Raw genomic sequence first — 18,152 nt, forward strand, 5'->3', positions numbered from 1 at the left:
GTTGGCTGGATCAGCCGAATGATTACAATTTAACTACGTTAGCTGCTTGTGGACCACGAGCGCCTTCAACGATATCGAATTCGACGGATTGGCCTTCTTCAAGTGTTTTGAAACCTTCGGTTTGGATTGCGGAGAAATGAACAAATACGTCGCCGCCTTGCTCAGTCTCGATAAATCCATAACCTTTTTCTGCGTTAAACCATTTAACTTTACCTTGCATGTGCAAACATTCCCTTCATCTTCAAATACTGTGAGGCATCTCATTGTATAACCCACAATTTGACTATAACACCCACTTCACGGAATTGTCAAACAATTTGTTGTAAGCGAATTCATTTGAGGTTTTACGGGGGATTCCGGTTGACGATTCATGTCGAAAAAGGAACATTTTTCTCCATCTCCCCTCGATAAATAGTCTTTAAGTCACCCTTACCATATCCGTACTTGAACTATAAAAAAAAGCCGCCAAAGGGCGGCTCGCGTCAACAATTAGATAACCGTGGATTGCGTCTGTTTGAAGTTAGTCCCGCTAACTTGTCCTGCTATCTGATTGTATTGCTTAGAAGCTTGGATCCAAGTTTCCTTCAGATCAATCAGATAGCCGAGCACCTCTTCTACAGGCTCAATATTTTTCTTCACGTTTGCTTCAATAAGACGAGAATTGAAATATTCGTATAATTTGATCAAATTCTCGGATACAGGGTTCGCTCGATCAATCGTGATTACGAACTCACTGATAATGTCCTGTACTTTTATTAGATTTGTATTTGCATCGGAATAACGTTGCTCTTTAATCGCTTCAATTCCTTGACGGCAAAAACGGATCGCGCCATCGTAGAGCATAATAAGTAATTGTCCTGGGGTAGCCGATTGAATTGTATTTTGAATATACTTATTACGTTGTTGAAGTTGCATTTTTTATCCTCCTATGAACTAAATTGCTGTTTTAGCCTAGCACTTTTTGAGTTCATCTTATTTAAGGCTTGTCTTTATCAGTACGCTTAACGGCATGCCCCATTATCCTTTTTCATCTATTAATATCCCAGCCATCTCCCATAGCTTAGCAACGAAATCCAAGTTTTTCTCTGGAGGAATCTCGCGTATAACTTCTCCCGATACACTATCAAGTACTTTCACTGAAATAATATTGGTTTGCTTATGGACAGAAAATTCTAAGTTCGTGCTCTTTCCTTCCATAGCTTTAATAGCCCTATCGATTGCTTTAACGAGCTGCTCATCGCTAATTGCGAAATGCTCGCCGCGAAGCTCTGCTTTTTTCAAATCCTCTTGGCTGGTGATTCTCGAGAGTTGCTGAGCATCACTTGCCCCAACAGAGCTTGCTTTCTCTACTCCGGAATTCCCCAAATCGTTACCAATCGCACTTCGGTTCAGCGAGCTCATTGCTCCTGTTGCCGGCACATTAGTGTTCATTGCCTATCATTCCTTCCGCATCAATAGTTCTAGGATTTATATCGGCTAATCATCTCTTTTCTATTAGATGGAAAGCTATATTTTGGAATGAAACTTTTATAATAACCTTTTCATAATCAGTAAATCTTTGTCTTCCATTTTGGTGCTCTCCATAGATGCGTATAAAACAAAAATAAGGCCTCTTCTAAGAGAAGCCCTATTTTGTTCATTATTTCTTTTTATCAAAAAAAGCACCGTACGGAGAATAAGATTGCCCGAACTCACCGTACTGCTGATTAACCGCTTTGCTTTTATTCATGTTCATCATTTCGGATTCCAGCAACTTTTTTTTCCGATCCATAATGGGATGAATCTTTAAATCCATATCATTAACTGGTTGAAGATAGCTTTTTTTCTGATCTTCTGTTAATTGGATACCTTGCGAGAAAATACTGCTCAGACTGTCCATTACCTCTTGTCTTTTATCCAGCAGCTCTATCCAATCTTCCGGTTCGCTTTCTTCGTCTGCTACACTCTGCTCTAACGATTGCGTATAGATTAAGAGCTTGTTAAGCAAGGAATCTAGAGAGGCACTAATCGTCATTATCCCCTCTCCTTCTAAACCGATTGTGCTGCCAACCAGCTGCTTTGGGAGCTTGCCTTGCTCATCGCGGTTTCCATTGCGGTAAATTTACTCCAGTAACGGTTCTCGATGCTCTCGAGCCGGGTTCCCCATTTGCTGATATCCGTATTGAGCCTGCTCAGACCTTTGCCAATCGTACTGTTGTCAATGAGTGAAGCACTGCTTCCCGCTTTATCCGTAAGTTTGCTCATCGTGCTGTTAAGCTGATCATACATCCGCTGAGCTAGCCCGCTCTCATTAAATTTCGTTGAGGCATCCGTGGATGAGCTGGTTTTGGTGAACAACTCCATTACGCCGCTTCCATCATTGGAAATCGCTTCGCGCAGCTTCGCTTCATTAATATACAGCTTTCCTTTTTCCGCGTAGGTGCCGGTTGTAATCCCAATATCGCTTAGGTTATCATTTTTCGCGCTAATGCCTGTGCCTTGCACGTTCGTTGATAAGGATTGACGCATTTGGGTCAGTACATTTGAGAGGAGTGAATCTTGGCGTAATAATCCGCTCTTTGCCTTCTCTTCCCATTGCTCAATTTGTTTTTCGGATAGCGATTCTTTTTCCTCCGTTAATAAAGGCTTGTAATCTTTATAAGAAGCTTCGGTAATTTTTTTATTAATTTTATCCGTTATTTCATTATATTTATCAACATACTCTTTGATTGATTTAAAAATAGCATCCTCATCTGGCTTTAGATTAACCTGCGTTGTTCCTGCAGTTTTAATAGAAAATTCAACGCCATCAAATGTGAATGACGAGCTATTGACTTGATATGCTATACCATTAATCTCAATGTTTCCCGGTGTAGCGTCTTTGGAGGACTGGAAACCCTTATTAGTAGAAAAATCCGTGATCGTTGCAGAACTATCCACTGTACCCGTTGATAATCCGAGCTTGTTGCCCGCGCCAAAGCCACCCGTGTTGCTAATCGAAATCGCTGCGCTTGCACCGCTTGTTGTCGTTGTAAACGTTATGGATTTATCGTCTTGCAAATAGCTTGCCGTAACTCCTGTTGTAGAAGAACTACTATTCACTTTAGCTATTACACTGCTGATCGTATCCGTTGCGGTCACATTTATGGTCGTTGCTCCAATTTTAAAATCGAACGCTTCACCAATGACAGCAGCTCCATCCGTCAATCCCGTCGTCGTAAATTTCACGGAAGCTGCTTTTGCCGCCTCAGGGAGATCTGTGACCTTCACATTATAAGTAGATGAGCTTGGGCTTCCTTTTTGTTTAGCAGACACGATTTTATCATCATCTGATGCCAATACCTTTTTCTGATAGGTCCCCTGGAGCCTCATATCAAAGGTTTTGTTCTTTAGATCCAATAAAAGAGAATTCATCTCTCTGAATTGATCCCTTTTCCACTCTTCGGTCTGTTTTTTCTGAAGAAGTTTATTTAGCGGCGCGCTCTCAGCCTTCATTAAATTCTTTACAATCGAATCCGTATCAAGACCTGAGACTAATCCTCCCATGCGAATGGAGTTTATCATGTTATTCCTCCTGCCTATTCTCATCTATTTGATAATAAATCTCTTGTAAGCCCGGTTTACGTTCACGTTAATATCTTCTACTAGTAGTATCGGATAGAAATAGAATATAGTTTAGGAAATTTTATTAAAAAGGATAAAATCATAGAGAGTATCTCCGTTTAAGCTTATCGTTGAATATCTTTTATCCTTCTGAATATTTAACGTTTATTTAAATACTCGGAATGAGAAAAGAATAAAAAAAGCCTTAGGTATAGACCTAAGGCTTTCCTTAAAGAGCGGATTAACGAAGCAATTGAAGAACGCCTTGCGGTTGTTGGTTAGCTTGTGCAAGCATAGCTTGTGCAGCTTGTGCAAGGATGTTGTTTTTCGTTTGTTCCATCATTTCTTTCGCCATATCAACATCACGGATACGGGATTCAGCAGCTGTTAGGTTCTCAGAAGCAGTTCCCAAGTTGTTGATTGTGTGCTCAAGACGGTTTTGTACAGCACCTAGTTTAGAACGCTCGCTGGAAACGGAAGCAACAGCTTTATCCAAAACTGCGATTGCTGCAGAAGCGCCTTCTTTAGTGGAGATATTAAGAGCAGCTTCGCCTTTAACATCGTTAGTACCATCAGTTACAGCGTTAGCTGCTGTGAAGCCAGCATCGCCAGCTTTACCAGTGATACCAAGGGCTTTAGCGCGCATGTCGTTAACTTCAAGGCTCATGGATTGGCCCGTGTTAGCACCGATTTGGAATGAAGTTTTGAATTCTTTTTGAATTCCACCGTCTTTGTACTCTATATCGTTACCAGCTACGCCACCAGTTGTAGCAGTAATTACCATATTACTTGTAGCGCTAGTTAGTACTACGCCAGCAATTTTGCTTCCAACAGTATCAGCGATAGATTTTGCAAGTACATCGGCTTTATTAGTATATACTGCTTCAGCTAATGCATTACTAATGTTCACACCAATTCCTTGACCTGTGTACGCTCCATCAGTAGCGTTATAAAACTCAATTTGCTGACCATTGATAGTCATACCAGTTCCAACAAGTGCTTTAAGGTTGGCATCTGTTGTAGCTACATTAGTAACTTCTAGGGCAGCAAAGTCAAGGCTTTTTGTTGCTTTAACGTGTGTTGTGGTACCTACATCTTCGGCACCTGCAGTAAATACAATTGCTCCTGTTTCAGTTGCAGTAGCAATATTGCCTTCTGCACCGTCAAACTTCCCACCTGCTACAGCTGTGATAGTCACAGCGCCTGCTGCTCCGGTGACTGTGTATTGGCCTTTTAATGATTCGTTTGATTCAATCATTTTGGTCAATGCGTCTCGCAAACCAGTACCTGTAGTAGTTGCAGTCGATAAAGTGGTATCGATAGCTACTGTAGCAGAGTTACTTGTTACGTTGTAACCTTTGTTATCTCCCGTAGCTCCACCATTGGAACCTGCAGCTGAAAAAGTAACCGAAAGTTTTTGACCATTAAGAGTAAACTCAACAGTATCACCAGCACCTGCAGCCGTTGTAATAGTATTAGTTTGAGTAGCTTGGGTTTTGTTTGTTGCACCACCAGCCAGTACTCCATCGGTAATCACATTACCTTCTTTAAGGCTAACTTTCCCATCACCTTGAAGCAATTTTTGAGTATTGAACTCAGTAGTGTTACCTACGCGGTTGATTTCAGAAGTCAATTGGTTCATTTCGTCTTGAAGCGCGCCACGGTCAGCATCAGTGTTCGTGCCGTTTGCCGATTGGTTAGCAAGCTCACGCATACGTTGAAGAATGCTGTGAGTTTCGTTCAATGCACCCTCAGCCGTTTGGATCAAAGAGATACCATCTTGCGAGTTCTTAGCAGCCATGTCCAAACCACGGATTTGGCCACGCATTTTTTCGGAGATTGCTAGACCAGCTGCATCGTCACCTGCACGGTTGATACGAAGACCGGAAGACAATTTCTCGATGTTTTTGGAAGTTGCTGCACTGTTAGCACCTAGTTGACGGTGAGTGTTCATTGCTGTGATATTGTGATTAATACGCATTGTTATTTCCTCCTTGAAATTTTCGAGTATCCGCATCCTTGCGGAAGCTTACGGTTACAGGTCGGCCGCCCTGTCTTCCGTGCTACTATATATATCGACATTCCAATTTTTTATTTAATAGCATTTATGCATAAATTAATAATTATTTTTTGAACAATTTTGACACTTCATCCAGTCCTAATGAATGTTTGGAAGCCGCAAGATTTTGTGCTTGAATCGTTAAGTAAATTTCTTTGCGGTATATATCTACTTCCTTCGGAGCCCGTATGCCCAATTTGACATTATCGCCTTCCACGCCTAAAACTACGATCTCTATATTGCCTCCAATAATAATGGACTCATTGCTTTTGCGAGATAAAACGAGCATGGACGTTCCTCCTTATATTCGATTAAGCGGGGCCCGCGAGCTGTAATTGCTATCATGAAGGATAAGCTGCTTTCCCGTCTTTTGGTTCGGATTCATTACCAAAGGAGCCATTAAGTTTATTGTCGCCTCTGTAGGTTCGGCAGGAATCGTAAGGATCGACCATATTTCGACATCTTGCTCAGACTGGATCTGCAGTTCCTGCTTTGCCGATTCGGATAGCTCCCATTCATATTCCGGATAAAAGAAAAAGGGGCTCACGATCAGCAAGGAAACCTCTTGATCGTCTACCGCCTGCATCAGCTTAATTGGCAGCTCCGCCTCTAAATCAGAAATCATAAACTGATGGATATGCTCAAATCCAGGTATGCCTTGTTCAAAAAAAATCACTGATGTATTCTCGCTCAATTTATTAACCTCCTCCATATGATTGCCTATATTTATAAATAAAACTATAGACCCCGCAACTGCTTGCAGTTACGCTGCTGGTCTATAGTTTCGAATGAGTAAACGCTTAGGTTATATCAACTGGTCAATCTGGGGAGGAATGATCTCCACCTTGGAATATTGGCTCATATAAATGTCTAACTTGCCTCGCTCATATTGATGAATAGGCCGATTTACTTGAACATTCAACTCAACTCTTCCCGGTGTTGTCTCAATGGATACCTCAGCAGGTGTGTAAGAAACATCAACGTTATCGTAAGAAGCTTCTCCACTGAAATCAAATTCTGGGAATGTACGCTGCCAATCTCGAGCCATCTCCGCGATCGGGTTTCCACCCAAATGAATGTCTGCCATTCGATTTCCTTGCTCTACAATGCGAGCAAGTCCCCGAAGAGCCATGTCCGATGCCATAGAATATATTTTGCTCATCGTTTCCAAATTCCCGCCAAGCCCTAAAGCATCCCAAGCACGGTCCTGATTGATTTCAAGTCGGCTTCTAGTAGTCGTAAAATGTTGTTCCGGCCGAACCTGTTCCATCTCCACAGTAGCTTGAGGTTGCTCCAATGACTGCATACCGTTGTCAGCGTCAATTGACAATATTGCTGGCGTTTGACGAATTTGGATTTGAGGAATTTGCATTTAAGCACATCCTTATCTTAAGAAGTCAACCAGACTTGGACGGATGAGCTGCGCTCCGACGGATAACGAAGCTTGATACACGTTTTCCTCCGCCTTTAGGTTAGTAATGACCTCGGCGATATCCGCATCCTCTACCTTTGACTTTACAGTCTGCAAGTTGATGTCTGCATCCTTTAGTCTGTTTTCAATAATTTCAACACGATTTATCCTTGCGCCGATTTCAGCGCGTTTGGTTAACATCGTATTCATTCTTGTATCAACTTGTCCAATGAGCTTAGTAAGGCCTTCCTGATCTGCGGTTGCTAACATATCATAAGCACGGTGCAGAAGCTGGAATACATTATCGCTGCCCGTATCCGAATTCGATGAAACGGGATCTCCGAATACTTCATTCCCCGTTATATTTGTAGCAAGCGTCATTCCCGGTGCCAATTCAAACTTGATTGCGCCTGTATCCGAAGCATTGTTGTAGGCTTTCAACTGGGGAGGATCGGCAAGCGGATCTACTGCTTCTTCAAGCGTCATCGCTGAATAGGGTTTAGTTCCCGTCATCTCACCGTTAAAAACCTGCTTGCCGTTAAACTGGCTGTTGCCGATCTCAATCATCTGATTGTATAACTGTGATACCTCGGTTTTAATGGAATTCAAGCTGGTTTGCTCATTCGTACCGTTAGAGCCCAGAACCAGCAATTCCCGAAAGCGCTGCACGATATCTCCGGCTTGGCCGATTGTCGTATCCGTATATTGAAGCATCGATAACGCAGAGTCTACGTTTTCCGTGTATTGATCGTTGGAATCGATCTCGCTGCGGTAACGCAAAGAGAACGTAATGCCTACTGGATCATCGGAGGGCTTATTGATTTTCATACCCGTCGAGAGCTGGTTTTGCAGGTTATTCATCCGGCCCATATTGTTGGATACATTACGCAATAGCTGTGAATTCATCATTGATTGTGTAACGCGCAGCGACATAACATATCACCTCCAAGTTGTTAATGATTAAAGGCCTACCCGGCCCATTCCGTTAATGACTTTATCTAAAATTTCATCAATCATCGTCATATTCCGCGCCGCTGCGTTATAAGCATGCTGATACTTAATCATATTCGACATTTCCTCATCAAGCGAAACCCCGCTTACCGATTGTCTGCGTGATTCTACTTGCTCGACGATAATTTGCTGATTGGATTGCATTCTCGTAGCTTCGGCAGCTTGAACACCGATTTGTCCTACGACAGAACGGAAATAAGCATCCGCCGTATTTTTGTTCTCTCCCATGCCTGCATCAAAATCAAAGCGGGTATCTCTCATTTGCGAAAAAAGCACCGCCAAGGAGTTATTTCCGCTAATCACGGACTCCGAACCGTCTGCATTCGTAACCACTCGCATCGAAGATGCGATCAAATTACTATTTGCAATAATAGCCGGGTTGAGAGTAATACTCCCTGCAGTCAAACCGGTAATTCCGCCCGCGCTATCTGTAAAAAACGGCACGCCTGCATCTTCTCCTGCCAATGAATAACCAAGCTGATGCAAACCATTCAGACCTTTTACCGAAACCGTCGTATCTTCCGCCAGCGTACGGCTCGTTCCTGTATAAGTGACATTATTCAACACCGTGCCTTCCGGTAAAACAGAGCCCTTGGGAAGCGTGACTTCAAACTCGCCATTGGCCATCGTTTCTACGAGCTTATTCAGCTCGCCAATGTAGCCCTCGACGAATTGGTCTCTCGAATGAATGGTACCGTATATAGTGCCGCTATTGAGATCCCCGGAAGTAACCGCTTGATTGATTGCCGTCATATCTAATGCAGTTGTCGCGGTTCCTTGGACAAGCTCGGTACCGCCCATTGTGATTCTATAGCCGTTGGCTTGGTCTTCTACACGGATATTGACTAATCCCGAAAGCTGATCCGTGAGCAAATCCCGTTGATCTCGCAAATCATTCGCGTTATCGCCTAAACCTTCGATTCGTCGAATCTCTCCGTTTAGCTGCGCTATGCTTGTTGTAATGGAATTCAAAGTATTTATATTGGTTTCAACATTCTCTGTTAAGTCCGTCTTTAAATCGCCTAACTGTCTTGCCGTATAGTTAAATGCATCAACCATCGCCAACGTTTGTTCCATTACAACTTTCCGTCCGTCGGCGTTTTCAGGGTTTTTGCTTAAGTCAGACCAAGAGTTCCAAAAGTTCGAGATAACCGTCCTTAAACCCGTATCGCTTGGCTCATTTACGATTCCCTCCAACTTTTCAAGAGTATCTAGTTGGACAGAAAAATTACCGTATGATTTATTTTCATTACGAAATTGATTATCTAGGAACTTTTCTCTTACCCGTGTGATGGAGCTTGCTTCAACGCCCGTTCCGAGCTGGCCGGCTGCAGTAGATTTGGAGAAGCCTACCGCGTCTATCGGCCTGGAGGCCGTCATATTCACAATTTGGCGAGAGTAGCCTACCGTATTGGCATTCGCAATGTTATGTCCGGTCGTATTTAAAGCCGATTGCGTCGTAAACAAACTCCGCCTTGCCGTCTCTAAGCCATGAAAAGTCGATGCCATCGTCTGTTGTCCTCTCTTCTTACGTTCTCATATTAAAGCGGCCATTACGATTGTATGCCATACCTTGAACAGCGCGATGGTAGGTCGCTTCTTCCTCCGTCGGTCCGAGCAGCAAATCCTGCGTGAAATGCAAATGCTCCAGATTCATTCTGACGAGCTGCTGATTGAATTCGTTGATGTCCTGAAGCTTCTTTAGCGCCGCCGACAGCTCCAGCCATAAGGCTTGAAGCTGCTGCTTTTCATTCGCATGGTATACAGCTTGAATCAGCTTCTCCATTTTGAACGAGCGATGAGCCGTCAGCTTCTGATCCAGCATATATTTTCCGATCAAGAAGATCCGCTGCTGCTCCAGCTCCAATATGCGCTGAAGACTTTTCTTCTCTTTGTTAGAAATGTAGGACAGCGTCTCCACATTGTTGACGGTAATCGCTGTTGTTTTCGCATTTCCGTATTCAATCAACTGCCGATGCTCGTCTAGTACTTCTTGCAATATCACAAGAATTTGCTCGATATACTCATTCATTTAGAGCACTACTCCTTTAGGTAAGGAAGCAGCTTCTCAGCGATCTTGCCCGCTTCCACGTGATATGTGCCCGATGCAACCGCGTTCTTAAGCTCTTCGATGTGTTTTGTTCTGTCCGCTCCGCTTGCCTTGCTTGTCGTCAGCAGCTCCTTGGCAGCCGCAGAAATCTGGACCTCGTCCTTCTGCTTTGCCTTTTCTGCCCCGGCTACCCGCGCATCCTTTTGCTTCTGATAGGGATTAACCGCACCGATTCGATTCGTCTCGTTTATTTTCATTTTATCCACCTCATTATCTACTGGAACTAAAAAAGCCGATTACCTTTACAAGTATTATCGGCTTCAGTCAAGTGAAATTTTATAGTCAAGAAAATATTAGAAAAAACTCATTTATCTTTGTATCTGTCTAATCCTTTGTAAACGCCAGTTGGATTATAGGCGCGTTTCGCTTCTTCCTTCTTCGCCATATCCTGGAACATCTGCTTCTTGTCCTTCTCAATCCGTTGACGGCAGGTGTCGCAAAGATGAGACTCGCGAATAAGCGTGCCGCAGGATTCACAAGGGTAGGACATATTTGGAGCATTCATGATGGAGATGCGGCCCTCGCGTATGAATTTCGTAATTTGCTTGATCGAAACGCCTGTAGCATCTGCTACCTCTGTAATAATCGAGCCCTTGAATTCACGCAAATAGTTTGCGCAAAGTTCGTATTCTTTATCAATATCTCGCATGCACGTCTGGCATACGTCTCGAAAGTTTTTGGCAAAAAGCTTACCGCAGCGAGGACAATTATCCAAGTTCATCGCTCTGAGCCCTCCTTTTTTTGTGTAAACGGTTCATCTATTCCTTTCATTCTAATCGAAAGCGTTAACTTTTTCACTATGAATCTATTTGCATGCCTTCGGGCAGCGAAGAGATTAAGAGCGGGCCCAAGTTAAAAGGTAGATCTCTAGCGGACGCTCCGCATGCTTCTGCAAGACTTGCGAGCAGGCTTCCGCCGTGCTGCCGGTCGTATAGATATCGTCGATCAAAAGAATACGAACGCTCTCGCGTTTTGGCTTTGCTTTACCGGCAGCGTTAACCGTATGGGCGGCATAGAGCCGCCGGAGCTCACTGGCGTTAACGTCAAAAAGAGTCCTCGTATCTCGAAACCGCTCGGAGCGTGTTTTAAAGCTTTGTTTCTCGGAATGCCGGGAACGGACGAGCAGTTGCCTGACCGGCAAACGGTAGCACTGCGCTATCCGGCCTGCGAGCTGCTCCGCCTGATTGAACCCCCGATCCGCCTCGCGTTCCGCGCTGACAGGCACATAGGTTACGGCATCCCAGTAATCAGCCATCGTTATTTTCGAGCTGGAATCCCGGTTGCCAGGCACGTTAGTCCGCTGAACAACTTCCGCTGTCAATGCCTCGAAAGCGGGGAACAACATGTCGCCGAGCAATGGCGCAAGCTGCTCGTTGCCGCGGTATTTGTACAAAGCGAGCATCGCCCGCATCGTTTGATTATAGTGAACCGCGCTGCGGTTGCATACAAATGCGCGATGAGGACTGCGTATGCAGTCCTCGCAGGCGATGCCGCGCCCGCATCCGGAACAGGCGATGCGGGTAAGCCATGGTATTGCGGAGAGGCACGCTCCGCAAAGGGATTGCCGAAGCTGGGGCGTCAGCTTCGCGGGGCTTCGGCTGTCCGCGCTGCGGGCGCCGGTTTGCGGTTTGCCGCATAGCAGGCATGCGGCAGTCCGCGGCGTGAGCAGCTGCGCGGCTCCGGCGAAGGCGGATTGCAGCCGCCGGAGCCATTCTTGGGGCGAGACGGTCATAGGGGCGAGCCTCCTTCGGTGGCGGGGAGCAGGTAGCCCTGCTTGCGAGCCATGTGGTTCATGGTTTGGATGTGATGGACGGCTTGCAGCTGCGCCCGATTGCGTTCCCGGCTGCAGAAATAGACCTGACCGAACGGATCCTCCGCCGATCTGCCCGCCCTTCCTGCCATCTGCACCAGTGAGGCCTCGTCGAAGAGCCGTCCATCCGCATCCAGGATGTAAACATCGCTTTTCGGGATCGTCACCCCTCTCTCCAAAATGGTGGTCGTGACAAGCACCCGTATCTCCCTCGCTCGAAAACGCTGTACCTTGTCCGATCGTTCCGCATCCTGCGAGGAGGTTGCAGCAACAGCTGCATGAGATAGAGCGATGCGGAGCAGGGCTGCCATGGGCTCCGTGAACGCAATCTGCTGCACGAACACAAACAGCTGGGCGCCGCGATCAAGCGAGGCTCTCATGGCCGCCAGCAACTTTGAAGGCAGCTTCCGCTGCTGCAGCATTTGCTTCACCGCCGGCGTTTGAATAAGCCTCGGAACCGGAAGCGGATGACGGTGATAGCGCACGGGCACCCTTGCATGCGGAAGCCGGCCGCGTTTGGCCGCCCGCTGCAGATCGCTTGGCGGCGTAGCTGACAATAACAGGCGAGCTGCGCCCGGCGCACAGCTTTTGTCGGCGGCGAAATGAAGCAGCGGATCGCCAGCGAAAGGAAACGCATCAAGCTCATCAACCACAACGAGATCAAAGCCTTGATAGAAGCGCAGCAGCTGATGCGTGGTAGCCAGCGTGATGTCGCCGTTCTCCCAGCGCTGCTCGCTCCCTCCGTATAAAGTAACGACAGAAGCTCCCGGAAACGCTTTGCGGATCCGTGGGTCAAGCTCGATGACGACATCGCGCCGCGGCGTGGCAATGAGTGCTTTTCCGCCCCGCAGCAGAACGGATTCCACCAGCGGAAAAATCATTTCCGTCTTGCCTGCTCCCGTAACCGCCCATAGGAGAAACTCTCTCGCCCCTCCGGTCTTGCCCTTTGTCAGGCGTATTTGCTCCGTATGCGGCTCCTCCAGAAACCGCAGCGCTTTTGCCGCGGCTGCCGTCTGGGCAGGACTAAGCTGCCACCTTTCAAGCCGCAGCTCGCCGGCAGGCAAAACAACCCCCTTCGCCGCTCCCGCTCCTGCGCCGGCGAGACCAGAACGCTGCCCTGTAACAAGCAGCTCGCATTCCCGGCTCCGCCCCATTCCAATGCACGCCGTGCAGTAGGCGCAGAGCCGCCCGCACGCAGCGCATGCCGTGCGGTGCATAAACGCCTCGCCGCTCCCGCAGCGCAGACAGCTGCGCTCCCGCTCCCGGCGCCCCCGTGCGTCCGCCCGCCCGCCGTCTCCGGCGGCGATCGATCCGCTCAGGCGCACCCGCCCGAGCAGCGCGGCAAGCTGCAGCATTTCGCTCCAGCCAGCCCCGGCGCCGGGCATGCCTGCGCCGAAGAGCAGGGCGTGCGCCTCGCTTCGCAATAGCGCACGTCCCTGCAGCATATCCGCGGCACGCTGCGCCCCTTCCGCGATTTCTCCCAGCTCCGCAGCTCGTTCAACCCGCCCCTTAGTCCTCACCCACGGCTCGGCCAAGCGCATCAATCCCTCTATCCTCCGCGAAGTTTGCCGTTCCTTCCTGCTTCCCAGCCGCCACCATGGGCCGGAACCCGTTGTCCTTGCTTCATTTTGCGCAATACGCTTTGCCTCATTCGCACATGCGGCAAGCACCTCCAATGCCTCAAGCCCGCTGTCTGGTTTTTCCTCATCGTTTATGTATCGTTCGACACGTACTTTTTTCCCGCGTTTTCGCCCCATCGCCGCTTCCCAAAGCTCTACCGTAAGGCAAGCATCGCCAAGCGGAAGCGCTTCGTTCAGCAGCCAGCCTGTATCCGCAGATTCCGCATTCAGAAAGCCCGCTTCTCCGAAATCGCCGTTCATCCAAAAGTGCTTATCCACTGCTGCTTGAATAGTCGCGCGTGCCTGCCAGAATCCGAGTACTCGTACAACATATACCTGAGCCTTCATCCTTCTTCCCCCCTCTATTTTTTTCATCATCCGAAGCTGATTCATTTTTAAGCAAAACGTTTATTCTTTTGTATGAACAAAAAAAAGCACACCCAACCACGCAGAATGCGTCATTGAGTGTGCTTCACTCGGAATATCCAATTACGGCAAAGTATATACTAAAATGGCATTTTCGACAAATCCGACGGGTTTTGCAAATCAATCAGCACCGCATGGTCTGCGTTCGAAACGACTCCTTCTGCCTGAAGCAGCCACAGCAGCTGAGTCCCGTCCACACCCTTCGCTTGTGAACGCTTACTATCGTCGTTTTCAGTATTGGGTGCCGTTCCTTTGGTGTGCACCCTGACTTCCTTGCCGTCTCTCGCTAATCGCTCCACGATAGCAAGCGTTTCATCCGTCACCCCGCGGTCGACAATCGTCAGCCGGACATCCTTGCCCATCCGCCGCGAAAAATAAAACAACGAGCGCACATACCATTCCATATTTTTTTGCCGATCGCCCGCAACAAGCACGTAATGCTTGCTGGATTGCTGCCTTCTTCGCCAGATCCGGTAAGCCAGATGCACCGACAATGCAGCCAAGGCATAACAGCCAATAACCAAAAGTAGAAGCTCAAACATGGCGGCCACCTCCTCTTTGTGACACTATATGCTAGGAAGAGCCCACTGGTTCCGCCAAAGCGGGACAAGGCAAAAAATTGTGTTCGGCATCGAATATAGGCCTAACTACCGATACTTAATAGTCAAATTCCGACAAAGAAACACCCTTGAGCAATTTACAATATATGTTATCATTTTAATACGTATCCTTGCATATATAACTATGCATGTGTATAGAAAGGAAGCGGTGGATTACACAATTTCAGAATAGCTAGGGAAGCGATGAAGTATAATCTGCATGTGGACACTTGGATTATATGGAGCCAGTAGTGTAACCGGCCCTCTTAGAACCCCACTACCTATCTAAGAGGAGAGTGAATGATGCGTTATTTTAAAAAGCAAATTTCATTAAGCTTGGCATTGATCTTGATTTTTTCTTTGTCACTTGGTTCCCTTGTCATGGCTGAAGGCCAGAGCAATGGAGACGCGGCCTTAACCAGCCCCTTAGTCGAGAACGCCTGCCCGGACTACTCATCCAATAGGGATCATATCTTAGCAAACCAAACCAATATCGTAGACAACGGCAATGGCACGGCGACGGCAACCTTTGAGACAACACAGGATTGCGTAAGAGTAAGTTTCTCCTCTTATGCAGGACCTGCCGATTGGACGCCTGGTCCAGGCGATACGACAATACCATACAACAAACAAGTGCATTATGAAGGGCAATCCATTGTATATCCTACGGCTGGCAGTTATTCCATTACCATCAACATTCCGGTATGTCTTCCTTACCAGCTGGATATTTATAGCGGTGTGCTGCAAACCCAGCTTGGCGTGGGCGCTCATGGCGACAAAATTAAAGCATGGAAGCTGAAGCTGCAAAACACATGCACGGAGCCTACACCGACGCCTACATCTACACCTGAAACCACACCATCGCCTACGCCTACTTCTACACCTGAAACTACGCCAACGTCTACGCCTACTTCTACACCTGAAACCACACCATCGCCTACGCCTACTTCTACACCTGAAACCACACCATCGTCTACGCCCACTTCTACACCTGAAACCACACCATCGTCTACACCTACTTCTACACCTGAAACCACACCATCGTCTACACCTACTTCTACACCTGAAACCACACCATCGTCTACGCCTACATCTACACCTACATCTACACCTGAAACTACGCCTAACGTAACGCCGACGACGCCTACTACACCTGTGACCACGCCGACCGTGACGCCAACGACGCCTGCTACACCTGAGATCACGCCGAGCGTGACGCCAACGCCCGAAGTAACAACCATTATCGATATCGACGATGAGGAACCGCCAATCGGCGGTATAGGGGGAGAGCAGGAAGTCGATTCCGAAGTGGATACCGTCATTGATTCCCAGGATGAACAAGTTCCGCTTGCTACTCTTCCGAAGACAGGCGATTCCAGCCCGGCTCCTTATTATTTAATCGGCGCTTTTGCGCTAACAGCCGGTTTTATCTCGCTTCGTAAGCAAAAACAACAAAGAAAATAAAAGCTCTTTTCCTCGCACTCCGGCGCTGCTTTACAGGCAGCTTCGGAGTGTTTTATCATATTTCGTTAACGAGCGGACACAAAAAATCCCGTATCGGAGGATACGGGATTTTGTAATGCGTGTAATAACGAATACATTGACTGTTACAAAGTCACCCAGCCATATTTAATCGATTGAATAACGGCTTGCGTACGGTCGTCTACTTCCATCTTTTGCAAAATGCTGCTCACATGGTTTTTAACCGTTTTTTCGCTGATAAACAAGAATTCTCCGATTAGCTTATTGCTCTTGCCTTCGGCCATTAGTCGAAGAACCTCTGCCTCACGGCGCGTTAACGGGCTCTCATCGCCTGCTACGAATTTCACTCCCGGCTCTTGGGCAGCTGCTGCGCCTGAAACGATTCCCATCTCGTCTAAATAAGTCATGCGGCGAAGCTGGTTGATCAGCTTGCCCGTTACTTTAGGATGGATATAGGCATGGCCTTGAACGACGGAGCGAATAGCGTTAATCAGCGATTCAGCCTCCATATCTTTCAACAAATAGCCCGTTGCCCCTTTTCGAAGCGTTTCAAACACATAGCTCTCATCATCATGGATAGAAAGAATGATAACCTTTACGTCAGGAAACATACTTTTCAAACGTTCTGTCGTGACAACGCCGTTCTCGATTGGCATATTGATATCCATCAGAACGATCTCTGGAATCGTATGATTGCAAAATTCCAACACTTGAATGCCGTCTCCGCATTCGCCAATGACTTCAAGATCGTCTTCCATATTCAGAATCCGCTTAAGACCTTCACGAAACAGCTGGTGGTCATCCGCAAGTAAAATTTTGATTGTACTCACATTGCTTGCAGGTTTCTGGATCATCATCATCTTACTCCTTTCTAGATTCGGCAGTAGTAGGTATATCTATCATAATTTTCGTCCCTCTACCGGGATTTGAGTCTATATCCATCCTTCCCTCTATCAGTTCAATGCGTTCTCTCATCCCCACCAATCCAAAATGTGCGTTTCGACTAGCATCCTGTTCAATGAGTTCGCTGTGAAAACCAACGCCGTTGTCTTGAATAACGAGTGAAATATGCTGCGGCTGATAGTTAATTTCAAGTTTGACATGAGTAGCGCTCGCATGCTTAAGAGCGTTGGAGAAAGCTTCCTGTACCAAGCGGTAGATTGCCGCTTCCATTGCCGACGGCATTCTAACCTCTTTACCGATAAGCTCGAATACGGTATGTATTTTTGTTTTCTCTTCGAAATCCTGCGTGAATTTACGAAGAGTCGGCACAAGTCCCAAATCATCCAGAGCCATCGGACGCAAATTAAATATAATTTTACGTATCTCTTCCAGCCCGGAGCGAACCTGCCCTTTCAAATCTACTAATTCTTCCTGTACCAATACAAATTCCTGCTTGATAAGCATTCGTTCTGCAATTTCTGTCCGAAGAACGATATTGGCGAGCGATTGCGCCGGTCCGTCATGAATCTCCCTGGCGATCCGTTTGCGCTCTTCCTCTTGCGCCAATATGATTTTCAAACCCAGAAGCTGCCTGGTTTTGGCAGACTCGATAATACGGGTAACCTGATTCAAATCCCCCGCTAAATATTCCAGAACGACATTGATTTGCGAAGCGATTGTTTCTGCCCGCTCAATGGAGTTTTCTACATTGCGGACACGTTTTTGCAAATCGTCGCGACGTGCCTTCAAGTAGGATTCCTTCTCCCGGTACACCATCAGATCCAGCTGGATTTGAGTAGCTTTCTCATACGCAGACTTAATATCTTCTTCCTTGTAGCGCACAAAATCCCGGCTAACCTCTGTCAGCCTAATCCGCGCACGGCGGTAGTCCAGCTCGAGCTGATCGACCTTATCGATCGTCTTCACCGTTTCTTGAAGAACGATTTCAAGCTCCTGCTCCAGGGTCTCCAGCTCCGTGCGCGCTGATTCGCATATTTCATAAATTTGATATTTGCTGTCTTCCATTACTTCAATCGCATTTTTGATGACTCGATTTATATCTCCCGTAAGGTGGTCCACTGTAGATCGGCAACCTTTCTG

At 46.9% G+C, this 18,152-nt stretch carries 20 protein-coding genes and 1 riboswitch; of the genes, 1 reads left to right on the top strand and 19 read right to left on the bottom strand.

Annotated elements, in window-relative coordinates; all coding sequences use genetic code 11:
- Positions 1–22: 22 nt before the first annotated feature.
- The 17 genes from MRBLPE1_RS26920 to MRBLPE1_RS27000 form a co-directional block, all read right to left on the bottom strand.
- Positions 23–220 carry a cold-shock protein gene (locus MRBLPE1_RS26920; protein ID WP_028608231.1) on the bottom strand — a complete coding sequence of 66 codons (198 nt, stop codon included), beginning with the start codon at positions 218–220 and terminating at the stop codon, positions 23–25.
- A 269-nt stretch (positions 221–489) separates the two neighbouring features.
- Positions 490–915, bottom strand: coding sequence for a flagellar export chaperone FliS (fliS, locus tag MRBLPE1_RS26925; protein WP_364151645.1), 426 nt, complete (start codon positions 913–915; stop codon positions 490–492).
- Between the two features lie 102 nt (positions 916–1,017).
- On the bottom strand, positions 1,018–1,431 hold the full coding sequence (locus tag MRBLPE1_RS26930) for a flagellar protein FlaG (RefSeq protein ID WP_364151648.1): 414 nt from the start codon (positions 1,429–1,431) through the stop codon (positions 1,018–1,020).
- 208 nt (positions 1,432–1,639) lie between these two features.
- Positions 1,640–2,014, bottom strand: coding sequence for a hypothetical protein (locus MRBLPE1_RS26935; RefSeq protein WP_364151650.1), 375 nt, complete (start codon positions 2,012–2,014; stop codon positions 1,640–1,642).
- 14 nt (positions 2,015–2,028) lie between these two features.
- Entirely contained in the window at positions 2,029–3,543 is a 1,515-nt protein-coding gene (gene fliD / locus MRBLPE1_RS26940; RefSeq protein WP_364151653.1) for a flagellar filament capping protein FliD, read from the bottom strand.
- A 280-nt stretch (positions 3,544–3,823) separates the two neighbouring features.
- Entirely contained in the window at positions 3,824–5,563 is a 1,740-nt protein-coding gene (locus tag MRBLPE1_RS26945) for a flagellin (RefSeq protein WP_364151656.1), read from the bottom strand.
- Between the two features lie 142 nt (positions 5,564–5,705).
- Positions 5,706–5,930 carry a carbon storage regulator CsrA gene (gene csrA, locus MRBLPE1_RS26950; protein ID WP_364151659.1) on the bottom strand — a complete coding sequence of 75 codons (225 nt, stop codon included), beginning with the start codon at positions 5,928–5,930 and terminating at the stop codon, positions 5,706–5,708.
- A 12-nt stretch (positions 5,931–5,942) separates the two neighbouring features.
- Positions 5,943–6,335: a flagellar assembly protein FliW gene (gene fliW / locus MRBLPE1_RS26955; RefSeq protein WP_364151662.1), complete on the bottom strand. Its 393-nt coding sequence runs from the start codon at positions 6,333–6,335 to the stop codon at positions 5,943–5,945.
- 111 nt (positions 6,336–6,446) lie between these two features.
- Complete coding sequence (locus MRBLPE1_RS26960; protein WP_364151665.1) at positions 6,447–7,013, bottom strand: DUF6470 family protein; 567 nt, start codon at positions 7,011–7,013, stop codon at positions 6,447–6,449.
- A 12-nt stretch (positions 7,014–7,025) separates the two neighbouring features.
- A complete protein-coding gene (gene flgL / locus MRBLPE1_RS26965) occupies positions 7,026–7,985 on the bottom strand; it encodes a flagellar hook-associated protein FlgL (RefSeq protein ID WP_364151667.1) in 960 nt (319 codons plus the stop codon).
- A gap of 27 nt (positions 7,986–8,012) precedes the next feature.
- Positions 8,013–9,572 carry a flagellar hook-associated protein FlgK gene (flgK, locus tag MRBLPE1_RS26970; RefSeq protein WP_364151670.1) on the bottom strand — a complete coding sequence of 520 codons (1,560 nt, stop codon included), beginning with the start codon at positions 9,570–9,572 and terminating at the stop codon, positions 8,013–8,015.
- A gap of 19 nt (positions 9,573–9,591) precedes the next feature.
- Positions 9,592–10,095: a flagellar protein FlgN gene (locus tag MRBLPE1_RS26975; RefSeq protein ID WP_364151673.1), complete on the bottom strand. Its 504-nt coding sequence runs from the start codon at positions 10,093–10,095 to the stop codon at positions 9,592–9,594.
- A gap of 8 nt (positions 10,096–10,103) precedes the next feature.
- Positions 10,104–10,370, bottom strand: coding sequence for a flagellar biosynthesis anti-sigma factor FlgM (flgM, locus tag MRBLPE1_RS26980; RefSeq protein ID WP_364151677.1), 267 nt, complete (start codon positions 10,368–10,370; stop codon positions 10,104–10,106).
- Positions 10,371–10,477: 107 nt separating this feature from the next.
- Positions 10,478–10,894, bottom strand: coding sequence for a TIGR03826 family flagellar region protein (locus tag MRBLPE1_RS26985; RefSeq protein ID WP_364151680.1), 417 nt, complete (start codon positions 10,892–10,894; stop codon positions 10,478–10,480).
- 114 nt (positions 10,895–11,008) lie between these two features.
- On the bottom strand, positions 11,009–11,905 hold the full coding sequence (locus MRBLPE1_RS26990; protein WP_364151683.1) for a ComF family protein: 897 nt from the start codon (positions 11,903–11,905) through the stop codon (positions 11,009–11,011).
- A complete protein-coding gene (locus MRBLPE1_RS26995) occupies positions 11,902–13,950 on the bottom strand; it encodes a DEAD/DEAH box helicase (RefSeq protein ID WP_364151686.1) in 2,049 nt (682 codons plus the stop codon). Before MRBLPE1_RS26995 ends, MRBLPE1_RS26990 begins: the two co-directional genes overlap by 4 nt.
- Positions 13,951–14,108: 158 nt before the next feature.
- The gene (locus MRBLPE1_RS27000; protein WP_364151689.1) at positions 14,109–14,570 is read right to left on the bottom strand and encodes a hypothetical protein; all 462 of its coding nucleotides are present in this window, start codon (positions 14,568–14,570) and stop codon (positions 14,109–14,111) included.
- A 245-nt stretch (positions 14,571–14,815) separates the two neighbouring features.
- Positions 14,816–14,899: riboswitch (cyclic di-GMP riboswitch) on the top strand.
- 31 nt (positions 14,900–14,930) lie between these two features.
- Between MRBLPE1_RS27000 and MRBLPE1_RS27005 the strand changes: the two genes are divergently transcribed.
- Positions 14,931–16,091 (top strand): LPXTG cell wall anchor domain-containing protein, encoded by a 1,161-nt coding sequence (locus tag MRBLPE1_RS27005; protein WP_364151692.1) that lies wholly within the window; start codon positions 14,931–14,933, stop codon positions 16,089–16,091.
- Between the two features lie 143 nt (positions 16,092–16,234).
- Here the strand turns inward: MRBLPE1_RS27005 and MRBLPE1_RS27010 are convergent, their stop codons facing one another.
- Both MRBLPE1_RS27010 and MRBLPE1_RS27015 read right to left on the bottom strand, forming a co-directional pair.
- Positions 16,235–16,963 (bottom strand): response regulator transcription factor, encoded by a 729-nt coding sequence (locus MRBLPE1_RS27010; RefSeq protein ID WP_308995364.1) that lies wholly within the window; start codon positions 16,961–16,963, stop codon positions 16,235–16,237.
- Positions 16,964–16,970: 7 nt separating this feature from the next.
- Entirely contained in the window at positions 16,971–18,131 is a 1,161-nt protein-coding gene (locus MRBLPE1_RS27015) for a sensor histidine kinase (RefSeq protein ID WP_364151695.1), read from the bottom strand.
- Positions 18,132–18,152 lie beyond the last annotated feature (21 nt).

The organism is Paenibacillus sp. LPE1-1-1.1, assembly GCF_040676435.1.
Taxonomy (GTDB): Bacteria; Bacillota; Bacilli; order Paenibacillales; family Paenibacillaceae; genus Pristimantibacillus.

Bases quoted from the DNA above. Each gene is read 5' to 3' on its own strand.
- MRBLPE1_RS26920 (WP_028608231.1), bottom strand. From the start codon at position 220: ATGCAAGGTAAAGTTAAATGGTTTAACGCAGAAAAAGGTTATGGATTT.
- fliS (WP_364151645.1), bottom strand. From the start codon at position 915: ATGCAACTTCAACAACGTAATAAGTATATTCAAAATACAATTCAATCG.
- MRBLPE1_RS26930 (WP_364151648.1), bottom strand. From the start codon at position 1,431: ATGAACACTAATGTGCCGGCAACAGGAGCAATGAGCTCGCTGAACCGA.
- MRBLPE1_RS26935 (WP_364151650.1), bottom strand. From the start codon at position 2,014: ATGACGATTAGTGCCTCTCTAGATTCCTTGCTTAACAAGCTCTTAATC.
- fliD (WP_364151653.1), bottom strand. From the start codon at position 3,543: ATGATAAACTCCATTCGCATGGGAGGATTAGTCTCAGGTCTTGATACG.
- MRBLPE1_RS26945 (WP_364151656.1), bottom strand. From the start codon at position 5,563: ATGCGTATTAATCACAATATCACAGCAATGAACACTCACCGTCAACTA.
- csrA (WP_364151659.1), bottom strand. From the start codon at position 5,930: ATGCTCGTTTTATCTCGCAAAAGCAATGAGTCCATTATTATTGGAGGC.
- MRBLPE1_RS26960 (WP_364151665.1), bottom strand. From the start codon at position 7,013: ATGCAAATTCCTCAAATCCAAATTCGTCAAACGCCAGCAATATTGTCA.
- flgL (WP_364151667.1), bottom strand. From the start codon at position 7,985: ATGTCGCTGCGCGTTACACAATCAATGATGAATTCACAGCTATTGCGT.
- flgK (WP_364151670.1), bottom strand. From the start codon at position 9,572: ATGGCATCGACTTTTCATGGCTTAGAGACGGCAAGGCGGAGTTTGTTT.
- MRBLPE1_RS26975 (WP_364151673.1), bottom strand. From the start codon at position 10,095: ATGAATGAGTATATCGAGCAAATTCTTGTGATATTGCAAGAAGTACTA.
- flgM (WP_364151677.1), bottom strand. From the start codon at position 10,370: ATGAAAATAAACGAGACGAATCGAATCGGTGCGGTTAATCCCTATCAG.
- MRBLPE1_RS26985 (WP_364151680.1), bottom strand. From the start codon at position 10,894: ATGAACTTGGATAATTGTCCTCGCTGCGGTAAGCTTTTTGCCAAAAAC.
- MRBLPE1_RS26990 (WP_364151683.1), bottom strand. From the start codon at position 11,905: ATGACCGTCTCGCCCCAAGAATGGCTCCGGCGGCTGCAATCCGCCTTC.
- MRBLPE1_RS26995 (WP_364151686.1), bottom strand. From the start codon at position 13,950: ATGAAGGCTCAGGTATATGTTGTACGAGTACTCGGATTCTGGCAGGCA.
- MRBLPE1_RS27000 (WP_364151689.1), bottom strand. From the start codon at position 14,570: ATGTTTGAGCTTCTACTTTTGGTTATTGGCTGTTATGCCTTGGCTGCA.
- MRBLPE1_RS27005 (WP_364151692.1), top strand. From the start codon at position 14,931: ATGCGTTATTTTAAAAAGCAAATTTCATTAAGCTTGGCATTGATCTTG.
- MRBLPE1_RS27010 (WP_308995364.1), bottom strand. From the start codon at position 16,963: ATGATCCAGAAACCTGCAAGCAATGTGAGTACAATCAAAATTTTACTT.